Source organism: Burkholderia sp. BDU5 (assembly GCF_001522845.1).
GTDB classification, from domain to species: domain Bacteria; phylum Pseudomonadota; class Gammaproteobacteria; order Burkholderiales; family Burkholderiaceae; genus Burkholderia; species Burkholderia mayonis.
The window spans coordinates 175315-201882 of the sequence record NZ_LOWC01000159.1 but is presented as its reverse complement, the minus strand read 5'-3'; the positions used below and the strand labels follow the sequence as shown (position 1 = coordinate 201882).

Annotated in this window: 24 protein-coding genes; 7 read left to right on the top strand and 17 right to left on the bottom strand. The window is 67.3% G+C overall.

What is annotated here, in order from left to right; translation table 11 throughout:
* Positions 1 to 6: 6 nt before the first annotated feature.
* The 7 genes from WS69_RS25990 to WS69_RS25960 all read left to right on the top strand — a co-directional run bounded on the left by WS69_RS25990 (position 7) and on the right by WS69_RS25960 (position 6707).
* Entirely contained in the window at positions 7 to 399 is a 393-nt protein-coding gene (locus tag WS69_RS25990; RefSeq protein WP_059473583.1) for a nuclear transport factor 2 family protein, read from the top strand.
* A 49-nt stretch (positions 400 to 448) separates the two neighbouring features.
* The gene (locus tag WS69_RS25985) at positions 449 to 1954 is read left to right on the top strand and encodes an aldehyde dehydrogenase family protein (protein WP_059473510.1); all 1506 of its coding nucleotides are present in this window, start codon (positions 449 to 451) and stop codon (positions 1952 to 1954) included.
* A gap of 124 nt (positions 1955 to 2078) precedes the next feature.
* Positions 2079 to 3338, top strand: a complete 1260-nt coding sequence (locus WS69_RS25980; protein WP_059473509.1) for an ABC transporter substrate-binding protein — start codon at positions 2079 to 2081, stop codon at positions 3336 to 3338.
* Positions 3339 to 3342: 4 nt separating this feature from the next.
* Entirely contained in the window at positions 3343 to 4221 is an 879-nt protein-coding gene (locus WS69_RS25975) for a branched-chain amino acid ABC transporter permease (RefSeq protein ID WP_059473508.1), read from the top strand.
* Entirely contained in the window at positions 4218 to 5267 is a 1050-nt protein-coding gene (locus WS69_RS25970; protein WP_059473507.1) for a branched-chain amino acid ABC transporter permease, read from the top strand. The genes WS69_RS25975 and WS69_RS25970 overlap by 4 nt, the downstream gene beginning before the upstream one ends.
* Positions 5264 to 5986 carry an ABC transporter ATP-binding protein gene (locus WS69_RS25965; RefSeq protein WP_059473506.1) on the top strand — a complete coding sequence of 241 codons (723 nt, stop codon included), beginning with the start codon at positions 5264 to 5266 and terminating at the stop codon, positions 5984 to 5986. Before WS69_RS25970 ends, WS69_RS25965 begins: the two co-directional genes overlap by 4 nt.
* Positions 5976 to 6707, top strand: coding sequence for an ABC transporter ATP-binding protein (locus WS69_RS25960; protein ID WP_059473505.1), 732 nt, complete (start codon positions 5976 to 5978; stop codon positions 6705 to 6707). The genes WS69_RS25965 and WS69_RS25960 overlap by 11 nt, the downstream gene beginning before the upstream one ends.
* A gap of 64 nt (positions 6708 to 6771) precedes the next feature.
* Here the strand turns inward: WS69_RS25960 and WS69_RS25955 are convergent, their stop codons facing one another.
* From WS69_RS25955 to fliL, 17 genes are all read right to left on the bottom strand, one after another.
* On the bottom strand, positions 6772 to 7731 hold the full coding sequence (locus tag WS69_RS25955; protein ID WP_059473504.1) for an AraC family transcriptional regulator: 960 nt from the start codon (positions 7729 to 7731) through the stop codon (positions 6772 to 6774).
* A gap of 329 nt (positions 7732 to 8060) precedes the next feature.
* The gene (locus tag WS69_RS25950; protein WP_059473503.1) at positions 8061 to 9161 is read right to left on the bottom strand and encodes a porin; all 1101 of its coding nucleotides are present in this window, start codon (positions 9159 to 9161) and stop codon (positions 8061 to 8063) included.
* 339 nt (positions 9162 to 9500) lie between these two features.
* A complete protein-coding gene (locus WS69_RS25945) occupies positions 9501 to 12536 on the bottom strand; it encodes a type III restriction-modification system endonuclease (protein WP_059473502.1) in 3036 nt (1011 codons plus the stop codon).
* 40 nt (positions 12537 to 12576) lie between these two features.
* Positions 12577 to 14601: a site-specific DNA-methyltransferase gene (locus WS69_RS25940; RefSeq protein WP_059473582.1), complete on the bottom strand. Its 2025-nt coding sequence runs from the start codon at positions 14599 to 14601 to the stop codon at positions 12577 to 12579.
* Positions 14602 to 14989: 388 nt separating this feature from the next.
* A complete protein-coding gene (locus WS69_RS25935) occupies positions 14990 to 16150 on the bottom strand; it encodes a porin (RefSeq protein WP_059473501.1) in 1161 nt (386 codons plus the stop codon).
* Between the two features lie 288 nt (positions 16151 to 16438).
* Positions 16439 to 17116 carry a response regulator gene (locus tag WS69_RS25930; protein WP_059473500.1) on the bottom strand — a complete coding sequence of 226 codons (678 nt, stop codon included), beginning with the start codon at positions 17114 to 17116 and terminating at the stop codon, positions 16439 to 16441.
* Between the two features lie 10 nt (positions 17117 to 17126).
* The gene (locus tag WS69_RS25925; protein WP_059473499.1) at positions 17127 to 18506 is read right to left on the bottom strand and encodes a sensor histidine kinase; all 1380 of its coding nucleotides are present in this window, start codon (positions 18504 to 18506) and stop codon (positions 17127 to 17129) included.
* A gap of 75 nt (positions 18507 to 18581) precedes the next feature.
* The gene (locus WS69_RS25920) at positions 18582 to 19436 is read right to left on the bottom strand and encodes an ABC transporter permease (protein ID WP_059473498.1); all 855 of its coding nucleotides are present in this window, start codon (positions 19434 to 19436) and stop codon (positions 18582 to 18584) included.
* A gap of 27 nt (positions 19437 to 19463) precedes the next feature.
* Positions 19464 to 20261, bottom strand: coding sequence for an ABC transporter ATP-binding protein (locus WS69_RS25915; protein WP_059473497.1), 798 nt, complete (start codon positions 20259 to 20261; stop codon positions 19464 to 19466).
* A 94-nt stretch (positions 20262 to 20355) separates the two neighbouring features.
* Positions 20356 to 21375, bottom strand: a complete 1020-nt coding sequence (locus WS69_RS25910) for an ABC transporter substrate-binding protein (protein ID WP_059473496.1) — start codon at positions 21373 to 21375, stop codon at positions 20356 to 20358.
* Between the two features lie 301 nt (positions 21376 to 21676).
* On the bottom strand, positions 21677 to 22459 hold the full coding sequence (gene fliR, locus WS69_RS25900) for a flagellar biosynthetic protein FliR (RefSeq protein ID WP_059473494.1): 783 nt from the start codon (positions 22457 to 22459) through the stop codon (positions 21677 to 21679).
* 62 nt (positions 22460 to 22521) lie between these two features.
* Complete coding sequence (fliQ, locus tag WS69_RS25895) at positions 22522 to 22794, bottom strand: flagellar biosynthesis protein FliQ (RefSeq protein WP_010100578.1); 273 nt, start codon at positions 22792 to 22794, stop codon at positions 22522 to 22524.
* Between the two features lie 25 nt (positions 22795 to 22819).
* Complete coding sequence (gene fliP / locus WS69_RS25890; RefSeq protein ID WP_418230141.1) at positions 22820 to 23650, bottom strand: flagellar type III secretion system pore protein FliP; 831 nt, start codon at positions 23648 to 23650, stop codon at positions 22820 to 22822.
* Between the two features lies 1 nt (position 23651).
* Positions 23652 to 24305 (bottom strand): flagellar biosynthetic protein FliO, encoded by a 654-nt coding sequence (fliO, locus tag WS69_RS25885; protein ID WP_059473493.1) that lies wholly within the window; start codon positions 24303 to 24305, stop codon positions 23652 to 23654.
* Positions 24302 to 24799 carry a flagellar motor switch protein FliN gene (fliN, locus tag WS69_RS25880; protein ID WP_059473492.1) on the bottom strand — a complete coding sequence of 166 codons (498 nt, stop codon included), beginning with the start codon at positions 24797 to 24799 and terminating at the stop codon, positions 24302 to 24304. The genes fliO and fliN overlap by 4 nt, the downstream gene beginning before the upstream one ends.
* Complete coding sequence (fliM, locus tag WS69_RS25875) at positions 24792 to 25790, bottom strand: flagellar motor switch protein FliM (protein WP_059473491.1); 999 nt, start codon at positions 25788 to 25790, stop codon at positions 24792 to 24794. The genes fliN and fliM overlap by 8 nt, the downstream gene beginning before the upstream one ends.
* Positions 25791 to 25816: 26 nt before the next feature.
* Entirely contained in the window at positions 25817 to 26317 is a 501-nt protein-coding gene (fliL, locus tag WS69_RS25870; protein WP_059473490.1) for a flagellar basal body-associated protein FliL, read from the bottom strand.
* Positions 26318 to 26568: the final 251 nt, after the last annotated feature.

Sequence of the window (26568 nt, the reverse complement as noted above, 5' to 3'; positions counted from 1 at the left end):
TACACGATGCGTACCCCTTACCAAATCGTCGCCGAACATTACGCGGCATCAGACCGACACGACCTGGCCGCGATGATGGCCGACATCGCGCCGACGATCGAATGGACCGAGATGGCGGGCTTTCCGTGCGCGGGCACGTACCGCAGCGCGGACGAGATCGTCCGCAACGTGTTCCAGCGCCTCGGCGAAGCGTGGGACGGCTACACGTTCAAGCTCGACGCGCTGCACGACGCGGGCGACACCGTGATCGGCGTCGGCCGCTACTCGGGCACCTACAAGCGGACCGGCAAGTCGTTCGAGTGCCGCGTCGCGCACGTATGGCGCGTCGAAGCCGGCAAGATCGTGCGCTTCGAGCAGTTCACCGACACGCTGCTCGTCGCGGAGGCCATGCAGCCGTGAGCGCGCGTTCGTCCCTTCAACCCATCGTTCCGTTTCGCACGAGACTGACATGAACCTGGCCGATCTTTCGACGCAGCATCAACGCCAATCCGGCTTTCTCGCCCGCCGCGCGTTCGGCAACTGGATCGACGGACGCGCGGCCGAGCCGCGCTCGGGCCGCTATCTGCCCGTCATCGATCCCGCGACCGAGATGACGATCGCCGAAGTCGCCGCGAGCGACGCGCGCGACGTCGACGCGGCGGTTGCCGCCGCGCGACGCGCATTCGATTCGGGCGACTGGCCGCGGATGCGCCCCGCGGCCCGCGAGAAGCTGCTTTATCAGTTTGCCGAACTGATCGAGCGTCATGCGGACGAACTCGCCGCGCTCGAGACGCTCGAAACCGGCAAGCTCGTCGGCATCGCGCGCGCGATCGACGTGCTGGGCGGCGCCGAATACGTCCGCTACGTGGCCGGCTGGGCGACGAAGATCGAAGGCTCGACGCTCGACACGTCGATCGCCGTGCCCGCCGACACCGAGTATTTCGCATACACGCGCCGCGAGGCGGCGGGCGTCGTCGGCGCGATCGTGCCATGGAATTTTCCGCTCGCGATCGCGTTGTGGAAGGTCGCGACCGCGCTCGCGTGCGGCTGCACCGTCGTGCTGAAGCCGTCGGAGGAAACGCCGCTCACCGCGTTGCGTCTCGGCGAGCTCGCGCAGCAAGCGGGCCTGCCCGACGGCGTGCTGAACATCGTGACGGGCACCGGCAGCGAGGCGGGCGCCGCGCTCGTCGCGCATCCGGGCGTCGACAAGATCACGTTCACGGGCTCGGTCGGCGTCGGCCGTGCGATCGGCCACGCGGCCGTCGACCGCATGGCGCGCTTCACGCTCGAGCTCGGCGGCAAGTCGCCGCTGATCGTTTTCGACGATGCCGATCCCGACATCGCCGCGCGCGGCGCCGCGCAGGGGATCTTCTTCAATCAAGGGCAGGTCTGCACCGCGGGCTCGCGCGTGTACGTGCAGAAGCGCCACTTCGAGCGCGTCGTCGCCGGCATCGCGGCCGCCGCCGAATCGATGAAGATCGGCTCGGGTTTCGATCCGCACGCGCAGATCGGCCCGGTCGTGTCGAAGCGGCACTTCGAGCGCGTGCTCGGCCACATCGACGCCGCGAAGGAGGAGGGCGCGACGCTCGTCACGGGCGGCGCACGCGCGTTCGACGGCGGCTATTTCGTGAAGCCGACGGTGTTCGTCGATACGACGCCGTCGATGCGGATCGTGCGCGAAGAAGTGTTCGGCCCGGTCGTCACGGTCACGCCGTTCGACACCGTCGACGACGCGGTGCGGCTCGCCAACGACACCGACTTCGGGCTCGCGGCGAGCGTGTGGTCGCAGAACCTGTCGCTCGTGCATCGCGTCGTGCCGCGTCTGAAGGCGGGCATCGTCTGGGTCAACACGCACAACATGCTCGACAACAATTTGCCGTTCGGCGGCTTCAAGCAATCGGGCTACGGCCGCGAGCTCGGCCGCGCGGCGCTCGAGCAGTTCACCGAGCTCAAGTCCGTCTGCATCGCGCACTGACGCGCGGCGCACGGCGGCCAGGCAGCATCGAAGCAGTACCGAAGCAACACCGAAGCGTCAAGGCAGTACCCGAGGGCGCGGCCCATACGCGGAGCCGCGCCCCACGACAACACCAGGAGACACGATGAAGCTGCTTTCCCCCAACATGAAGCGCACGCTCGCCGGCGCATGCATCGGCGTCGCGGGACTCTTCGCACAGCATGCCGCGTTCGCGCAGAGCTGCGGACTCGCCAACGGCAAGCCCGCGACCGGCGCGCCGATTCCGATCGGCGCGATCGTCGGCAAGACCGGTCCCGACGATTTCAGCTCTTCGGCCCGCGCGGCCGCCGCGTATTTCAAATGCGTGAACGCGAACGGCGGCATCAACGGCCGGCCGGTCCAGTACCTCGTCGAAGACGATCAATGGAATCCGGAGACGGCGTCGCAAGTCGCGTCTAAACTCGTGCGCGACCGCAAGGTGCTCGCCCTTGCGGGCAACGCGAGCTTCGTCGAATGCGGCGCGAACGCGAAGTTCTACGAACAGGAAAACGTGATCGCGATCGCGGGCGTCGGCGTGCCGCGCGAATGCTATTTCGCGCGCAACTACGTGCCGCTCAACATGGGGCCGCGGCTGTCGATGACGGAAGCGGCGCTGTACGCGAAGCAGCAGTACAAGGCGACGCGGATGGTCTGCATCGCGCCGAACATCCCGAGCCTCGGCGCGTGGTCGTGCGAAGGGCCGGCGCTGTGGGGCAAGCAGAACGGCGTGACCGTCGACACGATCGTGATGGATCCCGATTCCGCCGATCCGACCTCGGTCGTGCTGCAGGCCGCGTCGAAGAATCCGCAGGCGATCCTCCTCGGGCTGCCGAAGGGGCTGATGGTGCCGATCCTGTCGGCCGCCGAGCAGCAGAACCTCGGCCGGCGGATTCATTTCGTGTCGGCGGCGTCCGGCTACGATCTCGGCGTGCCGAAGGCGATCGGACCGTACTGGAAAGGCAACTTCGACGTGAATCTCGAATTCCAGCCGCTCGACGCGTCGACGCCCGACAACCAGAACTGGCTCGCGGTGATGAACAAGTACGGCGACAAGAAGGACCCGCGCGACACGTTCTCGCAGGCGGGCTACCTCGCCGCGCGGCTCGTGGCCGACACGCTGCTGAAGCTCCCCGCGAACCAGCTCGATCGCGCGCACGTGACGGCCGCGCTGCGCCAGGTGAAGGATTTCCGCAGCGACATTCTGTGCGGCCCGTTCTACGTCGGCGCGGGCGACCGGCACAACGCGAACAACGCGGGCCGGATGGCGCAATCGACGGGCGCGGGCTGGAAAACGGTGTCGACGTGCCAGGCGGTCGACGATCCGCAACTCGCCGACATCCGCGCGGCCGAAAAGAAGATGCACTGACGCCATGAACGCGATCAACTTCGTTCCATATCTGATCTCCGGGCTCGGCGTCGGCGCGGTCTACGCGCTGTCGGGCGTCGGCCTCGTCGTACTGTACCGCGCATCGGGCGTGCTGAACTTCGCGTTCGGCGCGACGGGCGCGCTGGGTGCGTACGTCGCGGCCGCGTGTCTTGACGCCGACTATTCGCAGACGCTCGCATGGGCCGCGGCGATCGCCGCGTCGACCGCGGCGTCGCTCGTCTACGGCCTCGTGCTCGCGCCGCGTCTCGCCGCGCGCGATCGCGTCGTGCGCAGCGTCGCGACGCTCGGCTTCGCGCTGATCCTGCTCGGCTTCTGCGAGTGGTATTGGGGCGACACGCCGCGTCGCCTCGTGCTGCCGACCGACAGCGAGGCGCTCGACTTCGGCGACGTCCGCTTCACGTACACGCGAATCGTCGGCCTCGGCCTCGCGTTCGCGATGATGGCGGCGATCGGCGTCGTGCTCGCACGCACGCGGCTGGGACTCCAGATGCGCGCGCTATCGAACAACCGGCACTTGAGCGGGCTGCTCGGCATTCGCGTGCTGCGCGTCGACGTCGCCGCGTGGGTGATCTCCGGCGTGTTCGCGGGCATCACGGGTCTGTTACTCGCGAACCTCGTGCGCCTGCAGGCAGCGGTGCTCACGTTCCTCGTGATCCCGGCGTTCGCCGCGGCGATCGTCGGCCGCCTCGCGTCGCTGCCCGCGACGGTTGCGGCCGGCATCGCGATCGGCCTCGCCGAGGCGCTTGCGATCACCGTGCCCGGCTTCGCGCAGTATCGCAGCGCGACGCCGTTCCTGATCGCGCTCGTCGCGATGCTCTTCATCGGCTCCAAATCGATCGGCCACGCCGCGAACGAATCATGAAAACGCCACTCGCCTTTGCCGCGCCGTCGCACGATGCGGCCGCGCACGTTCGTCCGTTCGGCGCGCGCCTGCCGCTCGTCGCGACGCTCGGCACGCTCGCCGCGATCGCGCTCGTCGTGCCCGCCTTCGCCGACGCCTACTGGATCAAGACGCTGACGTCCGCGCTGACGGTCAGCATCGCCGCCGCGGGCGTCGCGCTGCTGTATCGGCAGCTCGGGCTCGTATGTCTGTCGCAATACGCGCTGCTCGGCGTCGGCGGCTGGATCGCGCTGCGGCTCGCGCATCTCGGCGCGCCGTTCGAGCTGTGCATGATCGCGGGCGCAGTCGGCGGCAGCGCGATCGGGATGATCGCCGGGCTGCCCGCGCTGCGTCTGCGCGGCCTCTATCTCGCGCTCGTCACGCTGATGATGGCGGGCGGGTTTCAGGTCGTCGTGTCCGCGATCGGCTTTCCGGACGGCGGCGGCGGCTTCACCGGCCATCTGTCGTTCGGCGCGCGGCAGATGATGGCGAGGCCGCTCCTCGGCCAGAGCGATGCCGCGTACTTCCGCTACGTCGCCGCATGGGCCGCGCTCGCGTTCGTGTTGATCGAGCTGCATCGCCGCTCGAAGGCGGGGCGCTCGTGGGCGCTGATCCGGCGCGGCGAAACGACGGCGCTCGCGGCCGGCGTGAACGTCGTCCTCTATCAGACCTGGGCATTCGGGCTCGCGGGACTGCTCGCCGGGCTGTCCGGCGGCCTGCTCGCGGGCACCGTCGGCCAGCTCGACGGGCGCGCGTTCGCCGCATCGGAATCGGTGCTGCTGTTCGCGCTGTCGGTCGTCGGCGGCGTCTACCACTGGTTCGGCGCACTGATCACCGGGCTCTTGCTGCGCGCGGTGCCGGGGCTCCTGACCGACTTCGGCGTGAACGGCTATCTCGCGATGATCTTCTTCGGCGCCGCGCTCCTGCACGCGCTGATCACGGCGCCCGCCGGCATCGCCGGACAGCTTGCCGGACTCGCATCGCGCATCGTGCGTGCGTTCGGCGCACGCGACGGAGGCACGCGATGATCGAGATCTCGAACCTGATCGTGCAGTTCGGCGGCACGCGCGTGCTCGATTCGCTCGACGCGACGCTCGCCGCGCCCGTGTGCGGGCTGATCGGCCCGAACGGCGCGGGCAAGACGACGCTGCTCAACGTGCTGAGCGGCTTTCTGCGGCCGCGCGCGGGCAGCGTCGCGCTCGACGGCCGCGCGCTGCTCGGGCTGTCCGTCACCGAGCGCGTGCGCGCAGGCGTGCGGCGTACGTTCCAGACTGAACAGATCGTCGAGGATCTGACCGTTTACGACAACGTGCTCGCGCTCGCCGAGCACGTGATGCCGGCGCTCGCGGCGCGCGACGACACCGTGCGCGCACTCGAGCTCGTCGGCCTCGCCGACGTCGCGCACGTGCCGGGCGCGGCGCTCAACCTGTATCAGCGGCGGATGCTCGAGCTCGGCAAGGCGCTCGTCGGCGAGCCGCGTCTGCTGCTGCTCGACGAGCCGGGCGCGGGATTGAACGAATCGGAGGCGGCTCGGCTGCGCGACGTGATCGTTCGCATTCCAGAACTCACCGGCGCGCAGGTGCTGCTGATCGATCACGACGTCGATCTGATCGACGCCGTGTGCGCCGAGACGCTCGTGCTCGACTTCGGCAAGCGGCTCGCGCTCGGGCCAACGCGCGCGGTGCTCGACGATCCGGTCGTGCGCAGCGCGTATCTCGGCAAGGAGGCTGACGAACATGCGGCTTGAAGTGAAAGACCTCGTCGTCCATCGCGCGAACAAGCCCGTGCTGCACGGCGTGTCGCTCGCGGTCGCGCCCGGCCGGGTGACGGCGCTCGTCGGCGCGAACGGCTCCGGCAAGTCGACGCTCGTGATGAGCATCGCCGGCGTGCTGCCCGCCACGTCGGGCGACGTGCTGCTCGACGGCGCGCCGCTCGGCGCGCTGCGGCCGGAAGCGGTGCGTCGTCGCGGGATCGCGGTCGTGCCGGAAGGGCATCGCGTGCTCGGCGATCTGTCGGTGCTCGACAACCTGCGCGCCGCGGGCGCGTTTCTGCCGACGCGACGACTGAACGATGCGATCGAGCGCGTGCTCGCGATCTTCCCGGAGCTGAAGTCCAAGCTCGATGCGCGCGGCAACGATCTGTCGGGCGGACAGAAGCAGATGGTGTGCGTGTCGCAAGCGCTGATCGGCGAGCCGCACACGCTGCTGATCGACGAGCTGTCGCTCGGCCTCGCGCCGACCGTGACGAAGCGTCTCGCTCAGACCGTCGCGCAGATCGCGAAGCAGGGCGTCGCGGTGCTGCTGATCGAGCAGTTCACGACGATCGCGCTCGCGCTCGCGACCGACGCATATGTGCTCGAACGCGGACGCGTCGCGTTCGCCGGCAGCGCGCAGACGCTGCGCGAGCGGCCGGAGATTCTGCACGGCAGCTATCTGGCATCGAAGGGAAGCGGCGCGAGCGCGGCTTGATGTTTCCGAAGGAAGCGGCGGCCGGCGCGATGCAACAGCGCCGGCCGCCGGCGCGGACTCGCGTTCAGGACGACGTGCGTTGCCGCACGAACTCGCGCGGCGTCATTCCGTAGCGCTGCTTGAAGCTGCGGCAGAAATGCGCGCTGCTGCTGAATCCCCAACTGAATGCGATCTCGGAAATGGCAGGCTTCGCCGCGCGCGCATTGTCGAGCGCCTCCTTGCAGCGCTCGAGCCGGTTCGACCAGATGTAGCGGTCTATCGTCACGCCTTCCTCTTCGAAGATCCGGTGCAGGTAGCGCTTCGAGCAGCGCAGCTCGCGCGCGATCCGGTCGATCGACAGGTCGGCGTCGGCGAGATGGCCCTGGATGTATTGCTTGACGCGCATCCTCAACACAGTGGGCAGCGCCATGTGCGTACCTTGCGCGTCGTGCTGCGCGGTCAGCGTCGACACGATGAGGCCGAGAATCGTCTCCGACAGCGCGGTGCCCGTCGTGCCGGGCAGCGACGGCAATTGTTCGGACAACGATACGAGAAACGACGACAGCAACGAGAACAATCCCTTGAGTTCGAACTCGCGCGCGTCGGACGTATGCAGGTCAGGCACCGCGAAGCCGCCGAGCTGCTTGCGCGGGATCTGAATCGCGAGCTGCTCGACGTGCGTCAGGTTCGCGATGCTGTACGGCACGCGCGGATCGTACAGGCTCCAGTCGCCCGTGCGCAGCCTGAACACCTTGCCACGCTGTTCGATCTCGCTCTCGCCGCTCAATTGCAGGATCAGTTTGAAGTAGTCGGAGCCGTGATCGTGCAGCGCCGCGACGGGGCGCACGATCCGGTGCGCGGGCGCGGCGATCGTGAACACCCGCATCGGGCCGATCTCGTACTGGCTGAGCTGCGCGTCGAACGCGTCGCCGTCGTCGCAGCACGCATCGAGTCCGCCGAAATACTGCGTGACGACGCGGCCCCAAGCGCGGCCGCGGAACGCGGGCGATTCACCCGCCGTCGTGAAGAATCTGCCGTTCACCATGCGCTCCTTGCGAGTACACGTCTAGCCGGACCAAAGCTGAGCATCCAGTCACCCGGATATACTTAGCATATTAAATATTTTGGGCGGACTGAATCCGGTTTACTCCGGAACGTGAGCTCGGCTGCCCGAGCGTCGATTGTGAGGCGGTGGCAGCGGCGTGATGTGCGCTGGCCCACATAAGACTTCGGGGCGGCGCAACCGCCGATGGAGTCGGCGATCATCGGAAGAATGCGCGCGATCGCGCCGCGCGTGTGGTCGGCGGCCGGCGGCCGGTGCGTGCGGCGCGCCCGGCGTTTGCGCCGGCCGGCTTCGCGCCGCGGCCGCCGGGCTCAGAAGCGGGTCAGCATCCCGATGCGCGCGAGGAACTGCGAGCGCGAGCTCGATTGCGCATCGGGCCCCATCACGCCGTTGATCCACGCGTGCGCGCCGGCGCTGCCGCCCGCGTACTGATACACCGTCTCGACGTACGCGGACGTGCGCTTCGACAGCGCGTACTGGACGGCCGCCGTGACTTGGTGCGCATAGTTGTGGTCGAGCTGCGCGTTGCCCTTCATGTATTCGTAATTCGCGCCGATCGTCCACGGCGCGCCGACGTAGCGCGCGCCCGCCTGGATCACGTCGATCCCCGCGCCCGTCAGCGTGTTCTTCGTGTTCGTGTACAACAGGTTCAGGTCGAACGCCGACAGCGCGTAGCGCGCGCCGAGCCCCCAGTTGCGCAGGCCGTCGTGGCCGTTGTTCATCTGCGGATATTTGACCTCGACGTATGCGGCGCCGAGCGCGAAGTTGCCCGTCTCGTACTTGAGGCCCGCGCTCACCGTGCTGTTCGTCGACAATCCGCCGCCCGCCTGATTGCCGAAACCGTACAGCAAGCCGAACACGAGACCGTTCAGGTTCGCGCTCGTGTACTTGACCGAGTTCGACACGCGGCTCGAGCCCGCCATCCGGTCGAAGTCGAATGAGCCGGTCGGATTGTCGGGAATCCCGAGCTTCGAGAACGGCCCCTGGCGGAAGTTGTAAAGGCCGCCGTAGCGGAACGCGCCGTCGAACGAGCCGAACGTCAGCGAATCGGTCATGAAATCGTATTGCTGGCCGAACGTCACGCTGCCGAGGCGCTCGCTCCACAAGCCGACGAGCGCGGTGCGCGAGAACATCGAGCCTGGCGTCGGCAGCGCGGCGCCATTGCCGAGCGCATATTGCGACGTCAGCTCGAAGATCGCCTTCGCACCGCCGCCGAGATCCTCCGTCCCCTTGAGCCCCCACAGGTTCGGCACCGCGATGCCGTCGTCGAAATGCAGGTTGTGCTTGCCGCCTTCGTTCGACACGTAGGACACGCCGGCATCGATCAGGCCGAACAGCGCCACACTGCCGTCGGACGCATGCGCGCCCGTCGCGACGGCCAGGCCCGCCGCCGCTACCGCAAACTTCTTCATCGTCGTCTCCGTTGGGGTTGTCGTTATGCGCGGCGACGCTCGAGGCGTCGTCGTCGATCTTCGGCACGGAGTGTGGAGCAGCGTGCGGCGCGCATCTTTCCCGAGGGCGCACAAACACTAGCTCGACGATGCACACGGACATCGTCCGACGTTACGGATGACGAAATGAAGTGCGCGACATGGCGCGATGCAGCGCGCGCCTCGGGAAATCCGGCGCGCGCGGCGAAACGCAGCAGGGAAGGGGATCGCGCGTACGGATGCGGCGGGAAGCCGCTGCGCGCCACGTGCCGGAAACGAACGGCGATGCGGCGGCGCAGCGAAGCAACGCGGCGACGAAGCTCAGGCCGCGTCGTGCGCGTTTGCAGCGGTCGTCGGCAGATCGTCGACGGTGCGTGCGCGCACATAGCGCGCCGGGTCATCGACGGCCGCTTCCAGCGCGCGGAAATGCGCGGCGCCGCACTGGATCTTGCGCCGCTCGTAGGCCCGCAGATCGCCGTCGGCGAGGCCGCTCTTCGTCTCGACGACGAAATAGAGCCGCGACCCGTCGTTTTCGGCGATCATCACCGCCCAGTCCGGGCTGTAGTTGCCGAGCGGCGTCGGGATCTTGAACCAGCCGGGCAGCTTCGCGTACAGCCTGACCGCGTCGTCTTGCTCGAGCGCGTCGGCGAATGCGAGCTCGGCCGTTGTATCGCACGGCACATCCTCGTGGATTGATTTCGTCGCGTCGCGCCGCATGCTCGACAGATAGCCGGTGAGCGGCTCGTCCTCGAACAGCGACAGCGCATGGGCGTGCTGCTCGCCGAGCAGCTTGTATTCGATCCCGTCGACGAGCGCATCGCGCTTGCAGCGCTCGAGCGTCGCGGCGACGAGCGCGATGAAGCGCTGCGGATTGCGCGGGAATTCGACGAGCCGGCCGCTTTCGATCAGCACCGTCGCGATCGTGCGCCGCGTGAGCTGCGTGCGGTCCTGCAGCTCGGTCAGCAGATCCGGCAGATCGAGTTCGCCTTCGTCGATCGCGATCGTGCCGGCATCCGCGGTCTCGATCGCCTCGACGCCCGCCGCGTCGATCGCGATATCGGCCTTGCGCCACTGCAGCCGCGCGTGCGTGACCTCGGGCGCCGCCTTCAGCGCGGCAATGCAGCGCTCGATCAAGCGTGCATTGTCGAAATTCACGCGAAACGTGGTTCGATATTTGATGCGGTCCCACAGCGCGCGGAACGCATCGCCGAGATACACCGCCTTGTCTTGCGCATCGCGGCGCAGCGCGATGTGGCGACGCTCGTCCGCGTTGCGCACGTCGAGCCGGCCCGCGAGCTTGCGCAGCATGTCGACGATCAGCGTACGCTGCGCGTCGAATTCGGCGGGGAGCGGCAGCGCACGCAGCTTGAGCGCCGCGCGCAGCGTGTCCTGCACGCGGCCGCGCGCATCGAGATAGCCGGCGTCCTTCAGGTACGTCCAAAGCGCCGTCGACCGCTCGATGCCGAGCGGCTGCACGCTGCCGTCCGCGGCCGGAACGGGCAGCGCCGCGAACTGATGCGTTTCGACGACGCCGAAGCGAATCCCCGTATCGGCCTCGATTTCCTTCTGCAGGTTTTCGGCGAACTGCTCATAGCTCTCGCCGGCGATCACCGTCAGCGTGTTGACGTCGAAGCCGCGCACGCGCTCGCCGCGCTGATCGACGGCGAGACGCAGCCCGCGGCCAATCGTCTGGCGACGCTCGCGCTCGCTATGAATGTCGCGCAGCGTGCAGATCTGGAACACGTTCGGGTTGTCCCAGCCTTCCTTCAGCGCCGAGTGCGAGAAGATGAACTTGAGCGGCGTGTCGAACGACAGCAGCCGCTCCTTGTCCTTCATGATGAGGCTGTACGCGCGCTCCGCATTCTCGCGGCTGCCCGCGCTCTTGTCGCTCGTGTCGGTCCAGCCGCCTTTCTTGTCGATCGAGAAGTAGCCGTCGTGCACAGCCTCGGCCGCGCCCGCGCCTGCGGGATCGACGCCGTCGAACAGCGCGCGATACGCGGGCAGCTTCGCCGCGCGACGGTATTCTTCCTCGAACAGCAACGCGTAGTCGCCCTTGAACGGATGGCCGTGCCGGTCGTACTTGCGGTACTTGTCGACCGCGTCGACGAAGAAGAGCGACAGCACTTTCACGCCGAGCGGCTTCAAGCGCAGCTCCTTGTCGAGATGCTCGCGGATCGTGCGGCGGATCATCTCGCGCCGGATCGCGGGCACATCGACATCGCCGTACGCATCGCCGATCGACAGGAACGCGTCGCCGCCCGGATAGCGCAGTTCGAGGTACTCGGCGCCGCGCGCCGCGTGAATCGCACCGATCCGGAAATTCGCGTAGACCGCGCGTTTCGTGACTCGCTCGAGATCGTCGCCGTCCGCGACGGCGAGCGTCAGCCGCTCGACGTCGCCGGCGGGCGTCGCGACGTCGAGCTCGACGCGCGCCGTGATCGCGCCGCGCCGGCTGCCGATCGATATCACGCGCATGAACGGCTTGTTGTGCGCGTCCTCGACCGTCGCCGACGCGATCTCGATCTGCTTGACGAGCTTGCGCTCGTACGCGTCGATCGCATCGAGCCGGTACAGCATCTGATACTTGTCGGCGTGGGTCGCCGAGTAGCGCAGCGTGCACAGCGGCCGCATCGCGTCGAGGGCTTCCTTGCCGCGCCCTTCCAGCCCGCCGTCGACGCTTTGCGGCTCGTCGACGATCACGATCGGATGCGTCGCGCGGATCAGATCGATCGGCTTCTCGCCGCCCGTCTTTTCGCTATCCTTATAGAGATTGTTGACGTCCTTCTTGTTGATCGCCGCGACCGTGACGATCATGATCTGCACGGTCGACTTCGACGCGAAGCTGCGCACCTCGCCGAGCTTCGCCGAATCGTAGACGAAGTAGTCGAACGGCACGCCCGCGTACAGGCGCTTGAAATGCTGCTCAGTGATCTGCAGCGTCTTGTACACGCCTTCCTTGATCGCGACCGACGGCACGACGATCACGAACTTCGTGAAGTCGAAGCGGCGGTGCAACTCGAAGATCGTGCGCAGGTAGACGTAGGTCTTGCCCGTGCCCGTTTCCATCTCGACGGTGAAATCGTTCGAGCTCGGCGCGCCGCACGGCGGCAGGCCGTTGCGCACCTGCACGCGCGCGAGATTCTCGGCGAACGCGTGGGCGTCGAGCGTCAGGCGATTGCCGACGCCGAGCCCCGACTCGGCCATCCCGAGCGACATCTGCGGCGTCGCGCGCCGCCGCGCGGCTTGCGCGGTCACGCTGAATTCGGCGCGGCACGCCTCCTGGCCGCGAAACAGATCGCATACCGCCTCGATCGCTTCGAGCTGATAGTCGAGATCCGACTCGAAATACAACTGCATGCTCAACCTTCCTTGTCTGCGTGTGGCTCGCGTGCGCGCATCAGAGGCTCCGGATGCGCTTCACGCCGTGCTGCTCGAGGATCGCCGACAGGTTCACCTTCGCGACGTCGTCGGTGAAGCCGCTGTCGCGGAACACGCAGGTCACGTCGCGCGCGTCTGCGGCGCCCGCCGCCGCCGATGCCGCGATCAGCTCGACGATGCCTTCGCCCAGCGTGTCGGTCGCCGCGCGATCGATGTGCGCGTCGAAGCACGCGACGATCGCGCCGTCGATCACGTAGACCGCCTTGCCGGCAATCGCCCGCGCTTCGATCGGTGCGCACAGGTCGAGGCCGAGCTTCAGCATCAGTTCGTACAGCAGATCTTCGTCGGAACGGCTCGGCTTGATGTGCTCGACGGCCGCGAGCAGCGACTGCTGGATGTCGTCGCCGCGCGGGTCCCACTCGGAGACGTTCGTCGAATCGAGCTTGAACACGCGAAAGCCGAGATCGGCGCGCACGCCCGGATGCTCGGCCGCGATCCTCGCCGCCGAGCGCCGCAGCCGCTCCTTCGTCAGTTCGGCGAGATTGAGCGGCTTGCGCCGCGCCGCGCAGAAATCGGCGGCGGCCTTCTGGTCCTTGCTGTCGGCGTCGAGCGGCTCGGGCAGTTGCACGAGCGCGTAGCGGCGGTTGCCGCCGTCGGCCGCGTTGAGCGCCATCACCGCATGCGCGGTCGTGCCCGAGCCGCCGAAGAAATCGACGATCAGGTCATCGCCGTCCGTGCACCAGCCGATGATCGACGCAACGAATTCGACGGGCTTCGGCTGATCGAACGGAATCTCGAGCGATTTCAGGAGCGCGTCGTCCGAGCCGCCGAACGGCAACACCGACGGCACGTTCTCGTACATGTTCTCGTCGAGGAAGTAGATCCGCTGCGGCTGCGTCGTTTCGTCCGCACCGAATTCGACGAGCCCCTTGTCGAGCAGCGCCTGCATCGTCGCGGGCGGATTGCGCCAGCCGCGCTCGGGCACGGGGCACGGCTTGCCCGTCGCCGGATGCGCGAGCGGCGCGAAGTAGTCGTCGGGCGCCTTCTTCTTGTTCGGCCACGCCATCGACACGAGCCGGTAGACGCGGCCGTCGGCCGAGATCCGGTCGTACATCGCCTCGCCCCCCGACAGCGTCGTCTGCGACTTCACCCAGCTCCGGTACGCGACGTTCGCTTCCGCGATCGTCGACGCGCGCGCGATCGCGCCGCGCGCCGCGTCGAGCATCCGCTGCGCGTTGCGCTTCGGGCGCTTGAGCGGCGCGCGCTCGAACAGCAGTTCCGCGTCGCGCGCGAACAGCACGATCGATTCATGCTGGTACGCGATCCCGCGCGCGTCGCCCTTCGGATTGCGCTTGTCCCACACCGCGACGCCGAGCTCGTTGTCCTCACCGAAAATCTCGCGCATCACGAGCACGAGCGCGTGCTGTTCGTGCTCGTCGATGTGCACGGCGATCACGCCGTCGTCGGCGAGCAGGTCGCGCGCGAGCTTCAGGCGCGGATAGATCATGTTGAGCCAGTCCGTGTGGAAACGGCCGCTCGCGTCGGTGTTGCTGCTGACCTTCTTGCCGCCCGTCGTCTGGCCGGTCAGCTCGAGATAGTGGCGCAGGCTGTCGGTGAAATTGTCCGGATAGACGAAATCCTTGCCGGTGTTGTACGGCGGATCGATGTAGACGAGCTTCGCGCGCCCCGCGTAACTCTTCTGCAACAGCTTCAGCACCTCGAGGTTTTCGCCCTCGATCATCAGATTGCGGGTCGACGCCCAGTCGACGCTTTCGCGCGGGTACGGGCGCAGCGTGCCCGTCGACGGCGTGAGCGCGAGCCGGCGCGCGCGGCGCTTGCCGTGCCAGTTGAGGCCGTATTTCTCGTCGGCGTCGGCGACGGCCGGCGCGCCGACGAGCGCCGCGAGCGCGTCGAGGTTCACCGACGCGCCGTCCGGTCCTTCGGTCACCACGTCCGGAAAGAGCGCCTTCAGGCGCTCGACGTTCGCGGACACGAGATCCGCGGATTGCGCTTCCGGGCTCGCCGCATCGAGTTTTTGCATCATCCTTCCCATCCATTGCATGTCTTCGCGCCGGCGCAAGCCCGATTCCCGGGCCCGCGCGGCGCGGCAAAGGCGAAACGCTAGCGATCCGTCCGCCGTAGGTCAAGGACTTACGGCCGGGGCGCCGGCGCGCGCCGCCGGGCAGGGGCTGCGGCGTCGGCGCCGGGGATCGCGCCGCGTTCGGCGACGCAGATGTTTACCACAGGTTCGGAAGGCGGCCGTCTTTGTGCGGTTTTGCCGGTGCCCGTGCCGCGGATCGAAAACAAAAAGCCCGGCGTGTGAGCCGGGCTGTCGAATACCGCATTGTCTCGCTGGAGATCGAGCGAACGGAACGGGAGAAGCGGAGGCGCGCGACACGGCCGCGTCGCGGCCGGCCGTATCGCGCAGTGGATCAGAATCGCGTGCGGATGCCGGTCGTCAGCTCGAGCTGATTGGTTGAGCCGTGCGTCGATGCAACCGTGTAGCCGCCGTGCAGCCGCATGTAGTCGCCGGCGAGATAAAGCTCCGTGCGCTTCGACAGGTGATAGAACACCGATCCGTACAGCGTCTCCTTGAAGCCGTTGCCGACGCCGGACGTCAGGCTGAAGTCGCCGAGGTTTGCATTCGGAATGTCGCCGTCGGTGTTGTACGCGGCGTTATGCACGCGCATCTGCTGATAGCCGAGTTCGTAGTCGAGCGCGCCCTTCGGCGCGACCTTGAACGACACGGTCCAGGCGTTGTCCTGGCGCTGACCGAGCGCGCCCTGATTGCCGAGATAGCGGAAGTAGCCGGCATTCATGCGGAAGATGTCGAACGTATAGTTGCCGCCGACCGAGAACGACTTGTTCGCGTAGCCCGCGTGGTTCACGTGGCTGAAGAAGCCCGACACGTTGAACGGGCCGCCGTTGTAGCCGAGCGCGACCTGGTAGGTCGAGTCCTGCGCGAAGCTCGTCGAATTGCTGAACGCGTAGCCCGCGCTCGCGAAGATGCCGTTGCTGAACAGCTTCTTCCACGCGAGGCCGTTGTTGTAGCGCGTGCCCGTCGCGCTCGCCGCGTAGAAAATCATCTGCTTGAAGTTGTTCGCGTTCGTCCAGCCGCCTTCCTCCGTCGTCAGCTTCGCCGAACCGTACGGGTCGCCGTAGATCGCCGACGAGTCGCGCGCGATCGTGTTCTGGAAGCCCGCGGTGAACTTGCCGATCGTATCGTTTTCGATGCCGACCCACGCGTCGCGATCGAAGATCTGGCCCGGGTCCTCCATCTGGCCGTCGCCCATCCGGTATTCGCTTTCGAGTCGGAAGATCACCTTCGTGCCGCCGCCGATGTCCTCCGCCCCCTTCAAGCCCCAGCGGCTGCCGCTGAACCACGGCTCGCCGCCGAGCCCCATGCCGATCACGTGATCGCCCTTCGCGTTCGCGTGCGACTGATAGGTGGGCACGCTCAAGTCGATGAGCCCATAGAGCTGGACGCTCGACTGCGCGTGCGCTTGCGGCGCCGCACAGGCGGCCGTCGCGATGGAAAGTGCCAGGTATTGTCGTTTCAAGATCGTCCCCTCCGATATCGTGTTGACCGCCATTCTTTCGTACTACGCAGCGTTGGCCGCGCCTACGCGATGCGATGCGCATCGAACGGCCACGTCATCGTAGTCGGCGCAATCCTTCGCGCCGCTTTCGCGCGCGGGTCGGATATCTCGGGATAAACACGGGTGGTACGCGTCTTTCCGATGCGTCAGGCAGACGAGCGCCGTCGCGCGACGCGGCGCTGGAAAACGTCGGACGATTCGCGAAGCAGGACGAACTAATTGTGCGCGGGCATCCGGTGCGTGCGCCGCGTGCGTGCGGCGTGCGACGAATCGCGCGGCGGCCTACTCGGCCGCATCCTTCGTTCGTAGAATGTAGCCGAGCCCGCGCAGCGTGATGATTTGCGCGACCGAGCCGGACAAATGCTTGCGCAGCCGGTGGATGTAGATGTCGATCGCGTCGGCGCTCGGCTCGTCGTCGAGGCCGTACACGCTGTCCATCAGCCGAGCCTTCGATACCGTCTTGCCCTGCTGCAGCATCAGCGTCTCGAGGATCGCGTGCTCGCGGCGGCGCAGCACGAGCGGCACGCCGCTGCATTGAAACTCGCGCGTCGTGAACAGGTAGACGAGATCGCCGCACGCGAGCTGCGTCGCGCCGACGCCGCATTGCCGCCGGATCAGCGCGCGGATCCGTGCGACGAGCTCGCGCGACTCGAACGGCTTCACGACGTAATCGTCGGCACCCGCGCTGAAGCAATCGACCTTGTCGTCGACCGAGCCGTGCGCGGTCAGCATCAGCACGGGCACGTTGTCACCGCGGCGGCGCAGCCGCGCGAGCAGTTCCTTGCCGCTCATGCCGGGCAGCCGCATGTCGAGCAGCAGCGCGTCGTAGCACTGCGCCTTCAACACCGTGTCCGCGCTCTCGCCGTCCGGCGCCGAATCGACGCCGAAGCCCTCGCCGCGCAGCAGATCGACGATCCAGTGCGCGAGTTCCGCATTGTCTTCCACGAGCAGCAGTTTCATCGAGACTCTCTCAATTGCGATAGGCGGGCAGGCGCACGGTCATCTTGACGCCGCGGTTGCCGGGGCCCGTCGCGAGCGCAACCGTGCCGCCGTGCAACTGCGCGATCTCTTCGACGATCGCGAGTCCGAGGCCCGTACCTTCCTCGTCCTTCGCGACCCGGTAGAACCGCTTGAACACGTGCGGCCGCGCTTCGGCCGGAATGCCGGGGCCGTCGTCGACGACTTCGAGCACGACTTCATCGCCGTCGCGCCGCGCGCTCACCGTCACACGGCCGCCTTCGTGCGCGTAGCGCACCGCATTGTCGACGAGATTCATCAGGAGCGCCGACAAAAGGCTCTCGCTGCCCGCAACCTGCAGGTCGTCGTCGAGCTCCGCGCCGAGATCGATGCGGCGCCGCTCGGCGAGCACGATCGCCTCCTCGAGCACGCCGGACACGACGGCCGCGACTTCGACGCGTGCGTTCAGGCGCGCGGGCGACGCCGCTTCCGCGTGCGCGAGCAGGAGCAGCTTGTCGGTGACGTCCGCCATCTTGCGGCTGCTGCGCTGCATCGACGCGAGTAGCCCGGCGAGCGCCGCATCGTCGTTCTCGCGCTGCCGTGCGCATTGGATCTGCGTGTCGATCACCGCGATTGGCGTGCGCAGCTGATGCGCGGCATCGGCGATGAAGCGGCGCTGCGTCGCCGCATGCAGGTTGAGCCGCGCGATGCACTGATTGATCGCGTCGACGATCGGGCGCAGCTCGAATTGCAGACGCTCGGTGCGGATCGGCTCGAGCTCCATCGGCTCGCGGTCCGCGACGTCGTCCTTCAGCTTCATCAGCGGCCGCAGCTCGAACGTGAGGCCGAGATAGACGAGCGCCATCGCGAGCGCGAGCATCAGCGCGAGCCGCCAGAGCTGCGGATGCCAGATCGCCGCGATCATCATCTGCCGCGACGTCTGCGTCTTGCCGACAACGACCGTCACCGTCTCCGTGTCGCCCGCGTTGTACAGCTCGCGCGTGTATGCGACCGCGCGGATCGCGAGCCCGTTGAGCGTCGTATCGAACAGCACCGGCTGAGCGACGGGCCGGGTCGCGACGGGCGGGCCGTCGAGATCGGGACTGCCGGCGAGCAGCCGGCCGCCGCCCGTACGGACCTTGTAGTACACCTGGTCCTGCGCGGGCGATTCGAACAATTCGAGCGCCGCGGGCGGCACGTTCGCGACGAGCGCGCCGCTTTCCCAGTCGACGTCCTCCGCGATCGCGCGCGCCGACGCGACGAGCGCGCCGTCCTGCACGAGGTCGGCCGTCTTGCGCGCGGTGTCGTACGACATCGCGCCCGCAATCACGACGAATACGGCAAGCGGCAGCAGCAGCCACCAAAGCAGTCGGCCGCGCAGGCTGTGCGACATGCCGTTATCTCCCACATTCCAGCCCAAAAACGAAACGGCGCACCGAAGATGCGCCGTTTCGCTGATGCATCGTCTTCAGAACGCGGCGGGCCGCCACTTCAGGAGCCGCTTCTCGAGCCGCGTCAGCAGGAAGTCGGCAGCGAGCGCCACGACGGCGAGCACGATCATCGCGGCAAACACGCCGCTCGCGTTGAACGCGCCCTGAGCGGTCGAGATTAGCAGGCCGATGCCTTGCTTGGAACCCAGAAATTCCCCGACGACCGCGCCGACGAGCGCGAAGCCGAAGCTCACGTGCAGGCTCGCGAGAATCCAGCTGAGCGCGGACGGAATCACGACGGACGTCGTGATCTGCCGGCGCGACGCGCCGAGGATCTGCGCGTTCGCGATCAGATAGCGGTCCGCTTCGCGCACGCCCTGGAATGCGTTGCCGAACACGACGAAGAACACCATCACGACCGCGAGCGCGATTTTCGATGCCATCCCGAGGCCGAGCGCGATCACGAATATCGAACCGAGCACGACGCGCGGAATCGAGTTCGCGATCTGGATGTAGAGACCGAACACGTCGGCGAGCAGCTTGTTGCGGCCGAGCACGATTCCGCAGAAGACGCCCGCGACCGAGCCGATCAGGAAGCCGGCGATCGTCTCCTCGAGCGTCACCCAGACCTGCAGCAGCAGCGGGCCCTGCGACGTGCCGTTGACGAACCAGTCCTGGATCTGCGCGACGATCAGCGACGGCATCGAGAAGAAGAACGGGTCGATCCACTTGAGCCGCGCGGCGATTTCCCAGCCGCCGAGCGCAACGACGAGCACCGCGATGCGCAACCCGACGATCAAGTGCCGGCGCCGCCGCAGTCGGCGCTGCGCGGCGCGCTCTTCGTCTTCGAGCGATGTGGTGGTGGTGGTGCCAAGCGGCGTCGGAAGCGTCATGTCAGTCATGCTCCAATCCTTTCCTGTTTATCCGATCTGCACTTCTTCGCGCAGATCGTGCCAAATGTCCTTCGAGATTTCGATGAAGCGCTGCTCGTAGCGCACTTCCGACGTGACGCGCGGGCGCGGCAGATCGATCTCGTACACGCGCTTGAGCGTCGCCGGGCGCGACGTCAGCACGAACACACGGTCGGCGAGTGCGATCGCCTCTTCGAGATCGTGCGTGACGAACACCACCGAGCCCTTGTTCGCCGACCAGAGCTGCAGCAGCTCGTCCTGCATCAGCGTGCGCGTCTGCATGTCGAGCGCCGAGAACGGCTCGTCCATCAGCAGGATTTCCGGCTGGTTGATGAACGTCTGCGCGAGCGCGACGCGCTTTCTCATGCCGCCCGACAACTGGTGCGGGTAGTGCTTCGTGAATTTATCGAGCCCGACGCGGCGGATCCATTCCTCCGCCTGCGCGTACGCGGATTCCTTCGAGCGGCCGCGAAACATCGGGCCGGCCGCGACGTTGTCGATCACCGTGCGCCACGGGAACACCGCATCGGCCTGAAACACGAAGCCGATTCGGGGATCGATGCCGTCGACGGGCTTGCCCATCACGCGGACCTCGCCCGATACGGGCTTGAGGAGCCCCGTGATCATGTTGAGCGTCGTCGATTTGCCGCAGCCCGTCGGGCCGACGATCGCGACGAACTCGCCGCGCGCGACCGACATCGTGAAGTCGTGCAGCGCGACGGTTGCACGGCCGTCCGGCGAGATGAAGCGGCACGACACGTTGCGAAACTCGATCGCGGGTGCATTGGCCGAAACATGTTGATTCATCGCTTGAAGTCCTGCATCGAAACCGGCGCCTCCGCGCGGCGCCGGCGGCCCTCGTGAGCCTGGTTCAAAACTGGCCGCTTGTCGTTCGGATCGCTTACTTCGCGTTCACGAACTCGTTCGTATAAGTCTTCGACAGATCGATGTGCTTGCCCTTCACCGACGGATTGAACGCGGACAGCACCTTCAACACCGTCGCCGGACCGTCGGCGGGCATCTTGCCGTCGGGCGTGTACATCGGCAGCGACGCCTTCAGCGCGCTCGCGTAGAGCGCCTTGTCCTTCTGGTAGTCGGCGGGCATCTTCGCGGCGATCTCTTCCGCGCTGTGCGTGTGGATGAACTGCATCGTGCGCGCGAACGCGTGCGCGAGCTTCGTCGCCTCCGCCTCGTGCGTGTCGGCCCAAGCGGACTGCACGTACAGGCTCGCCGCCGGATACGTGCCGCCGAGCGCGGCGCGCGTGCCGTCGAGCGTGCGCATGTCGACGAGCACCTTCGCGTCGCCGCTCTTCTCGAGCACCGACACGGTCGGCTCGGTCGTCATCCCCGCATCGATGCGGCTTTGCTTCACGGCCGCGATGAAGCTCGCATCAGCGCCGACGGGCAGCATCGTGTATTGGTTCGCCGCAATCCCGTGCTGCTGCGCGAGATACTGCGTGAGGAAGCTCGTCGACGAGCCGAGGCCCGTCACGCCGAGCGTCTTGCCCTTCACGTCGGCCATCGACTTGATCGATCCGGCCGCCTTCGTCGACACCATCTCGACCTCGCCCGGCACCTGGCAGAGCACGGCGATCGCCTTCACGTCCTTGCCCTTGCTCTGCAGGTCGATCGTATGATCATAGAAGCCGACGACGCCCTGCACCGCGCCCGCGAGCAGCTCGTTCTCGGCGTCGACGCCGGCCGGCTGCGACTGCAGGTCGACATCGAGTCCTTCGGCCTTGAAGTAGCCGAGTTCCTGCGTGAGCCGCGCGGGCAGGTAGATGAGCTTCGTGATGCCGCCCACCATGATCGTGATCTTGCCGCCGTCGCCGGCGAAGGCGGACTGCGAAGCGAAGCCGAAGGACAGGCCGGCCGCGACCGCGGCCAAGCTGAGCGCGCGAAGAGTGGTGCTGGTGCGCATCGGGAGTCTCCAATGTTGTCTGTATGAAGCGATGCTTGCTGCATCGTCGAGACGAGTATAGGGAGACGAAGCCTTCCGCAACCTTTCGCGGGCGCGGCTTTCTTTTAGGGGTTTTCCAGCAAGGCGGGGAGCGGGAGGACGAAGGGCTGCTCGGTCGCGCCAACCCATGCCGAGCATCGCAAGCGCGCCGAGCCCGTGCCGTACAGGCCGATGCCGAAGATCGCGTGCGTGACGACGCTATGAAAGCGCGCGGCCGACGGATGCGGCGCGCCGCACGCCGCACCCGTCGCGCGCGCACCGCTCAATGCAAGCCGGCCGCGACGCGCCCGACCAAATCGACGCCGGTATCGAAGAGCCGTCCGACGAACGGCACCAGGTTCGGCGCCATCAACTGGACGAGCAGCAGGCCGACCAGCATCGTCACCGGAAAGCCGACCTGGAAGATCCCGATCTGCGGCGCCGCGCGGTTCAGGATCCCGAGCGCCAGGTTCGCGATCAACAGCGCGGCGACGACGGGCAGCGCGAGCAGGAGCCCCATCTCGAAAATCATCGCGCCGAACGCGACGATCGTCTGCCAGCCGGGCGCGCGCAGCAGGTCGGCCGAGATCGGCACGAGCCTGAACGAATCGACGAGCGCGGCGAATACCTGCAAATGGCCGTCGAAAGCGAGAAACGCGAGGATCGCGATCGCGTTCAGGAAGCGGCCCATCACGGGCGTCGCGCCGCTCGCGTGCGGATCGAAGAACGTCGCAAAGCCGAGCCCCATCGACAGGCCGATGATGTCGCCCGCCGCCTCGATCGCGGCGAACACGATCTGCATCGTGAAGCCGAGCGCCGCGCCGATCAGGAACTGATTGACGATGATCCACACGCCCTGCGCGGAGAACACGGTGACGACGGGCATCGGCCCGAGCGTCGGCGCGACGACGAGCGCCATGAAGCCCGCGAGCCCGATCTTCACGCGCACGGGCGTCGCGCGGTGACCCGTCACCGGCGCGGTCGCGACGAGCGCGAGCATCCGCACGAGCGGCCACAGAAATGCGGTGAGCCAGCCGTTCAGTTGCGCGTAGGTCACGGAGAACATCGGTCGATGGCAAAAGCGGGACGGAGCGGGAAAAGCGGACGAGAGCGCCGCGCTCGGCGGCGTCAGCCCGCGCCGAGCGTCGCGACGCGCAGCAGGATCTCGCGCAGGTAGTCGGTCATCGTCGACAGCATCCACGGACCGGCGATCACCATCGTCGCGGCAACCGCGAGCAGCTTCGGGATGAACGACAGGGTCGCCTCGTTGATCTGCGTCGCCGCCTGGAACAGACTCACGACGAGGCCGACCGCGAGCGCGACGAGCAGAAGGGGCGCAGCGAGCAACAGGCCGATGTACATCGCCTGGTGCGCGAGCGTCATCACGTTTTCGGGGGTCATCTCGACTCTCCTCGTTGAACGGAGCCTAGGTGAAGCTCTGCGCGAGCGAGCCGATCAAGAGCTGCCAGCCGTCGACGAGCACGAACAGCATCAGCTTGAACGGCAGCGACACCGTCGCGGGCGACACCATCATCATCCCCATCGACATCAGCACGCTTGCGACGACCATGTCGATGATGAGGAACGGGATGAAGATCGTGAAGCCGATCTGGAAGCCCGTCTTCAGCTCGCTCGTGACGAACGCGGGCACGAGGAGCGACAGCGGCACGTCTTCCGGCCCCTGCATCGGCGCCGCCTTCGAAATCTTCGCGAACAGCGCGAGATCGGTCTCGCGCGTCTGCTTCAGCATGAACGCCTTGAACGGCGCGGTGCCGCGCTGGACCGCCTGGTCCATCTGCAGCGTGCCTTCGGAAAACGGCTTGTAGGCGTCGGTGTAAGCCTTGTCGAGCACGGGCGACATCACGAACAGCGTGAGGAAGAGCGCGAGGCCGACGAGCACTTGGTTCGGCGGCGTCGACGCGGTGCCGAGCGACTGCCGCAGCAGCGACAGCACGATGATGATCCGCGTGAAGCTCGTCATCATCAGCAGCATCGCCGGCAGAAACGACAGCATCGTGAGCAGCAGCATCGTCTGCACGCTCAGCGAATAGGTCGTGCCGCCGTTCGGGCCGGGCGCCGAGTTGAATGCCGGCAAACCGGCCGACTGCGCGCAGGCGAGCGCCGGCGCGACGCCGATGGCGAGCGCGGGCAGCCAGCGCACGGCGCCGCGCAACAGGGTGGTCTTCATCGAACGACGGTCGGAGTGGGCGCGCGCGGCGGAATGCGCGCGCGGCGCGACGAAACGAAGGCGCGGCATCTCAGCGATCCCCGCCGCCGTCGCGCTTGAAGCGCTTCGCGGCTTCGCCGAGCATCGCATCGCGAAAGCGCGCCCCGAAGGACGTGCCCTCGGGAAATTGGCCGGACATCGCCGCGCCGCCCGGCGCGCGAGGCATCCCGCCGCCCGCGGGCGCGCCGCCTGCCGCGCCGATCACGCCCGCCGAGCCGGCGGGCAGCGTGTGCAGCAGGCGCACGTTGCCGGGCGCGACGCCGAGCACGAGCCACGTGTCACCGATCTCGACGACGGTCGCGCTTTCCTTGCCGCCGACCGCGACGCTCGCGACGACCTTCAGCGCGCCGCCGCGACGAGACGGCTGGAAGCCGAAGCGGCGCGCGAGCCAGGCGCAGCCGAACACGAGGCCGATCACGATCGCGAGCCCGACGAGCGTCTGCAGCACCGCGCCGACGCCGAGCGACGGCGCGGCCGAACCGACGACGACGCCCGACGCGATCGACGCCGCGTGATTCACCGCGTTCATGTCGGCGGCCGATGCGGGCAGCGCCGCCGCGCCGATCGCGAACGCGGCGAGCCCGGCGAGCGCGCGCTCCACGCCGCGCGGCGACGCCGCGAGCGGGCGCGCGACGCGCAAGGCCGGCCGGCGCGGCGAAACGAGCGGCGCGACGCGCGGTTTCATCGGTTGAGCTTCCGGATGCGTTCGGACGGCGTGATGATGTCGGTGAGCCGAATGCCGAACTTGTCGTTGACGACGACCACTTCGCCCTGCGCGATCAGGCAGCCGTTGACGAGCACGTCCATCGGCTCGCCGGCGAGCCCGTCGAGCTCGACGACCGACCCCTGCGCGAGCTGCAGCAGGTTGCGGATCGCGATCTTCGTGCGGCCGAGCTCGACCGTCATCTTGACCGGGATATCGAGGATCAGGTCGATGTCGTTGTGCGTCGACGCGGCCGCAGCCTTCGACAGCGGCCGGAACACGCCCGCGCCCGTCGCGCCCGGCTCGATCGGCAACTGGTTCTGCTCCGCGAGCGCGGCCGCCCAGTCGTCCATGCCGGCGTCTTCCTGCTGCACGTCGGCGGGCGCCTTGTCGGCCGCGGCGGCGCGCATCGCGGCGTCCGCGAACGCCTGTTCGTCGACGCCGTCGGTCTCGGGGGTCGAATTCAACTCAGTCATATCCACCTTCCTTCATCGTGTCGCTTGCGCTGACCATTTTCTGCACGCGCAACGCGTACTGACCATTGAAAATGCCGTATCCGCACTCCATCACCGGCACGCCGTCGACCTTCGCGGTGAGCGTCTCCACGATGTCGAGCGGCAGCACGTCGCCGGCGCGCAGGTTGAGAATCTTCTCGAACGTCGTCGGAATCTCGGCAAGATCCGCAACCAATTCCACCTCGGCCGACTGCACCTGCTGCGACAGCACGCGCACCCAGCGGCGGTCCACCTCGAGCGCCTCGCCCTGGATCGGCGAGCTCAGCACGTCGCGGATCGGCTCGATCATCGAGTACGGCATGCAGATATGCAACGTGCCGCCCGTCGGCCCGAACTCGATCGAGAACTGCGTGACGATCACGATCTCGTTCGGCGTCGCGACGTTCGCGAACTGCGTATGCATCTCCGAGCGGACGAATTCGAACTGCAGCGGCCGCACGCTCTTCCACGCGACCGCGTAGTGCTCGAACACGAGGTTGAGCAGCTTGCCGATGATCCGCTGCTCGGTCGCCGTGAAGTCGCGGCCCTCGACGCGCGTGTGGAAGCGCCCGTCGCCGCCGAACAGGTTGTCGACGACGAAGAACACGAGGTTCGGATCGAACACGAACAGCGACGTGCCGCGCAGCGGCTTCACGTGCACGAGGTTCAGATTGGTCGGAATCGGCAGGTTGCGGGTGAACTCGCTGTACTTCTGCACCTTCACCTGGCTCACGGAGATTTCCGCCGTGCGCCGCATGAAATTGAAGATGCCGATCCGCAGCAGACGCGCGAAGCGGTCGTTGATGATCTCGAGGCCCGGCATCCGGCCGCGGACGATCCGCTCCTGCGTCGCGATGTTGTACGGGCGAACGCCGGACGCTTCGGTCGGTTCGTCGGCCGAGTCGTCTTCGCCCGTGACGCCCTTGAGGAGTGCATCGACCTCCTCCTGGGACATGAATTCTTCGTGGCCCATGCGCGTTCGTTCCTTTGCCGGCGGCGTTATTGAACGACGAACTCGGTAAACAGCACGTCGTCGATGCGTGCGCTCCGATTGCCGGGCTGGGTCGGCTGCTCGATCAGCGTCTTCAGCTCGTCGGCGAGCGCGCGCTTGCCTTCGAGCGTCGCGAGCTGCTCGGGATGCTTGTTCGACAGCGCGAGCAGGATCCGGCTGCGCAGCTCCGGCATGTGCTGGGTCAGGTATTCCTGCGCCTTCGCATCGGTGAGCTTCAGCGACAGGCCGACGCGCAGGTAGTGCTGGATGCCGTCGTCCGACTGCAGATTCACGGTGAGCGGCTCGAGCGCGAAGAAGACGGGCACCGCGAGCGGTGCGGGCGCGCTCGGCGCCGCGCCGCGCACGCCTTCCTTCGCCAGCACGAAATACGTGCCGCCTGCCGCGGCGGCAGCGGCGACGAGCCCGATCAGCAGGAAAAGGACGAGGCGCTTGAGCTTGCCGGACGAGGCCGGTTTGTCGACGGTCGGGTTTGCGGTCGTGGTAGCCATGGCGTGCATGCGAAAAGACTCTAGGTAGCCTGCATTGTTCGGCATCCGAGCCGGGCGCGATGGGCGGAATAGAAGGGGGATTTGCGGCTATCTCAGCCGTTTGTTTGTCGCTCGGGCGGGCCGGACGGGACGCGATCGGGTCGAACGGGCGCGGGCGGAACGGGGCGATGCGGACGGCGGAGGCGGAGGCGGGCGGAAGCCGCGAGCGGGCGCGTCATCAGAGCCGGAGGCGCGGAAGCGGCGGGCGGGGC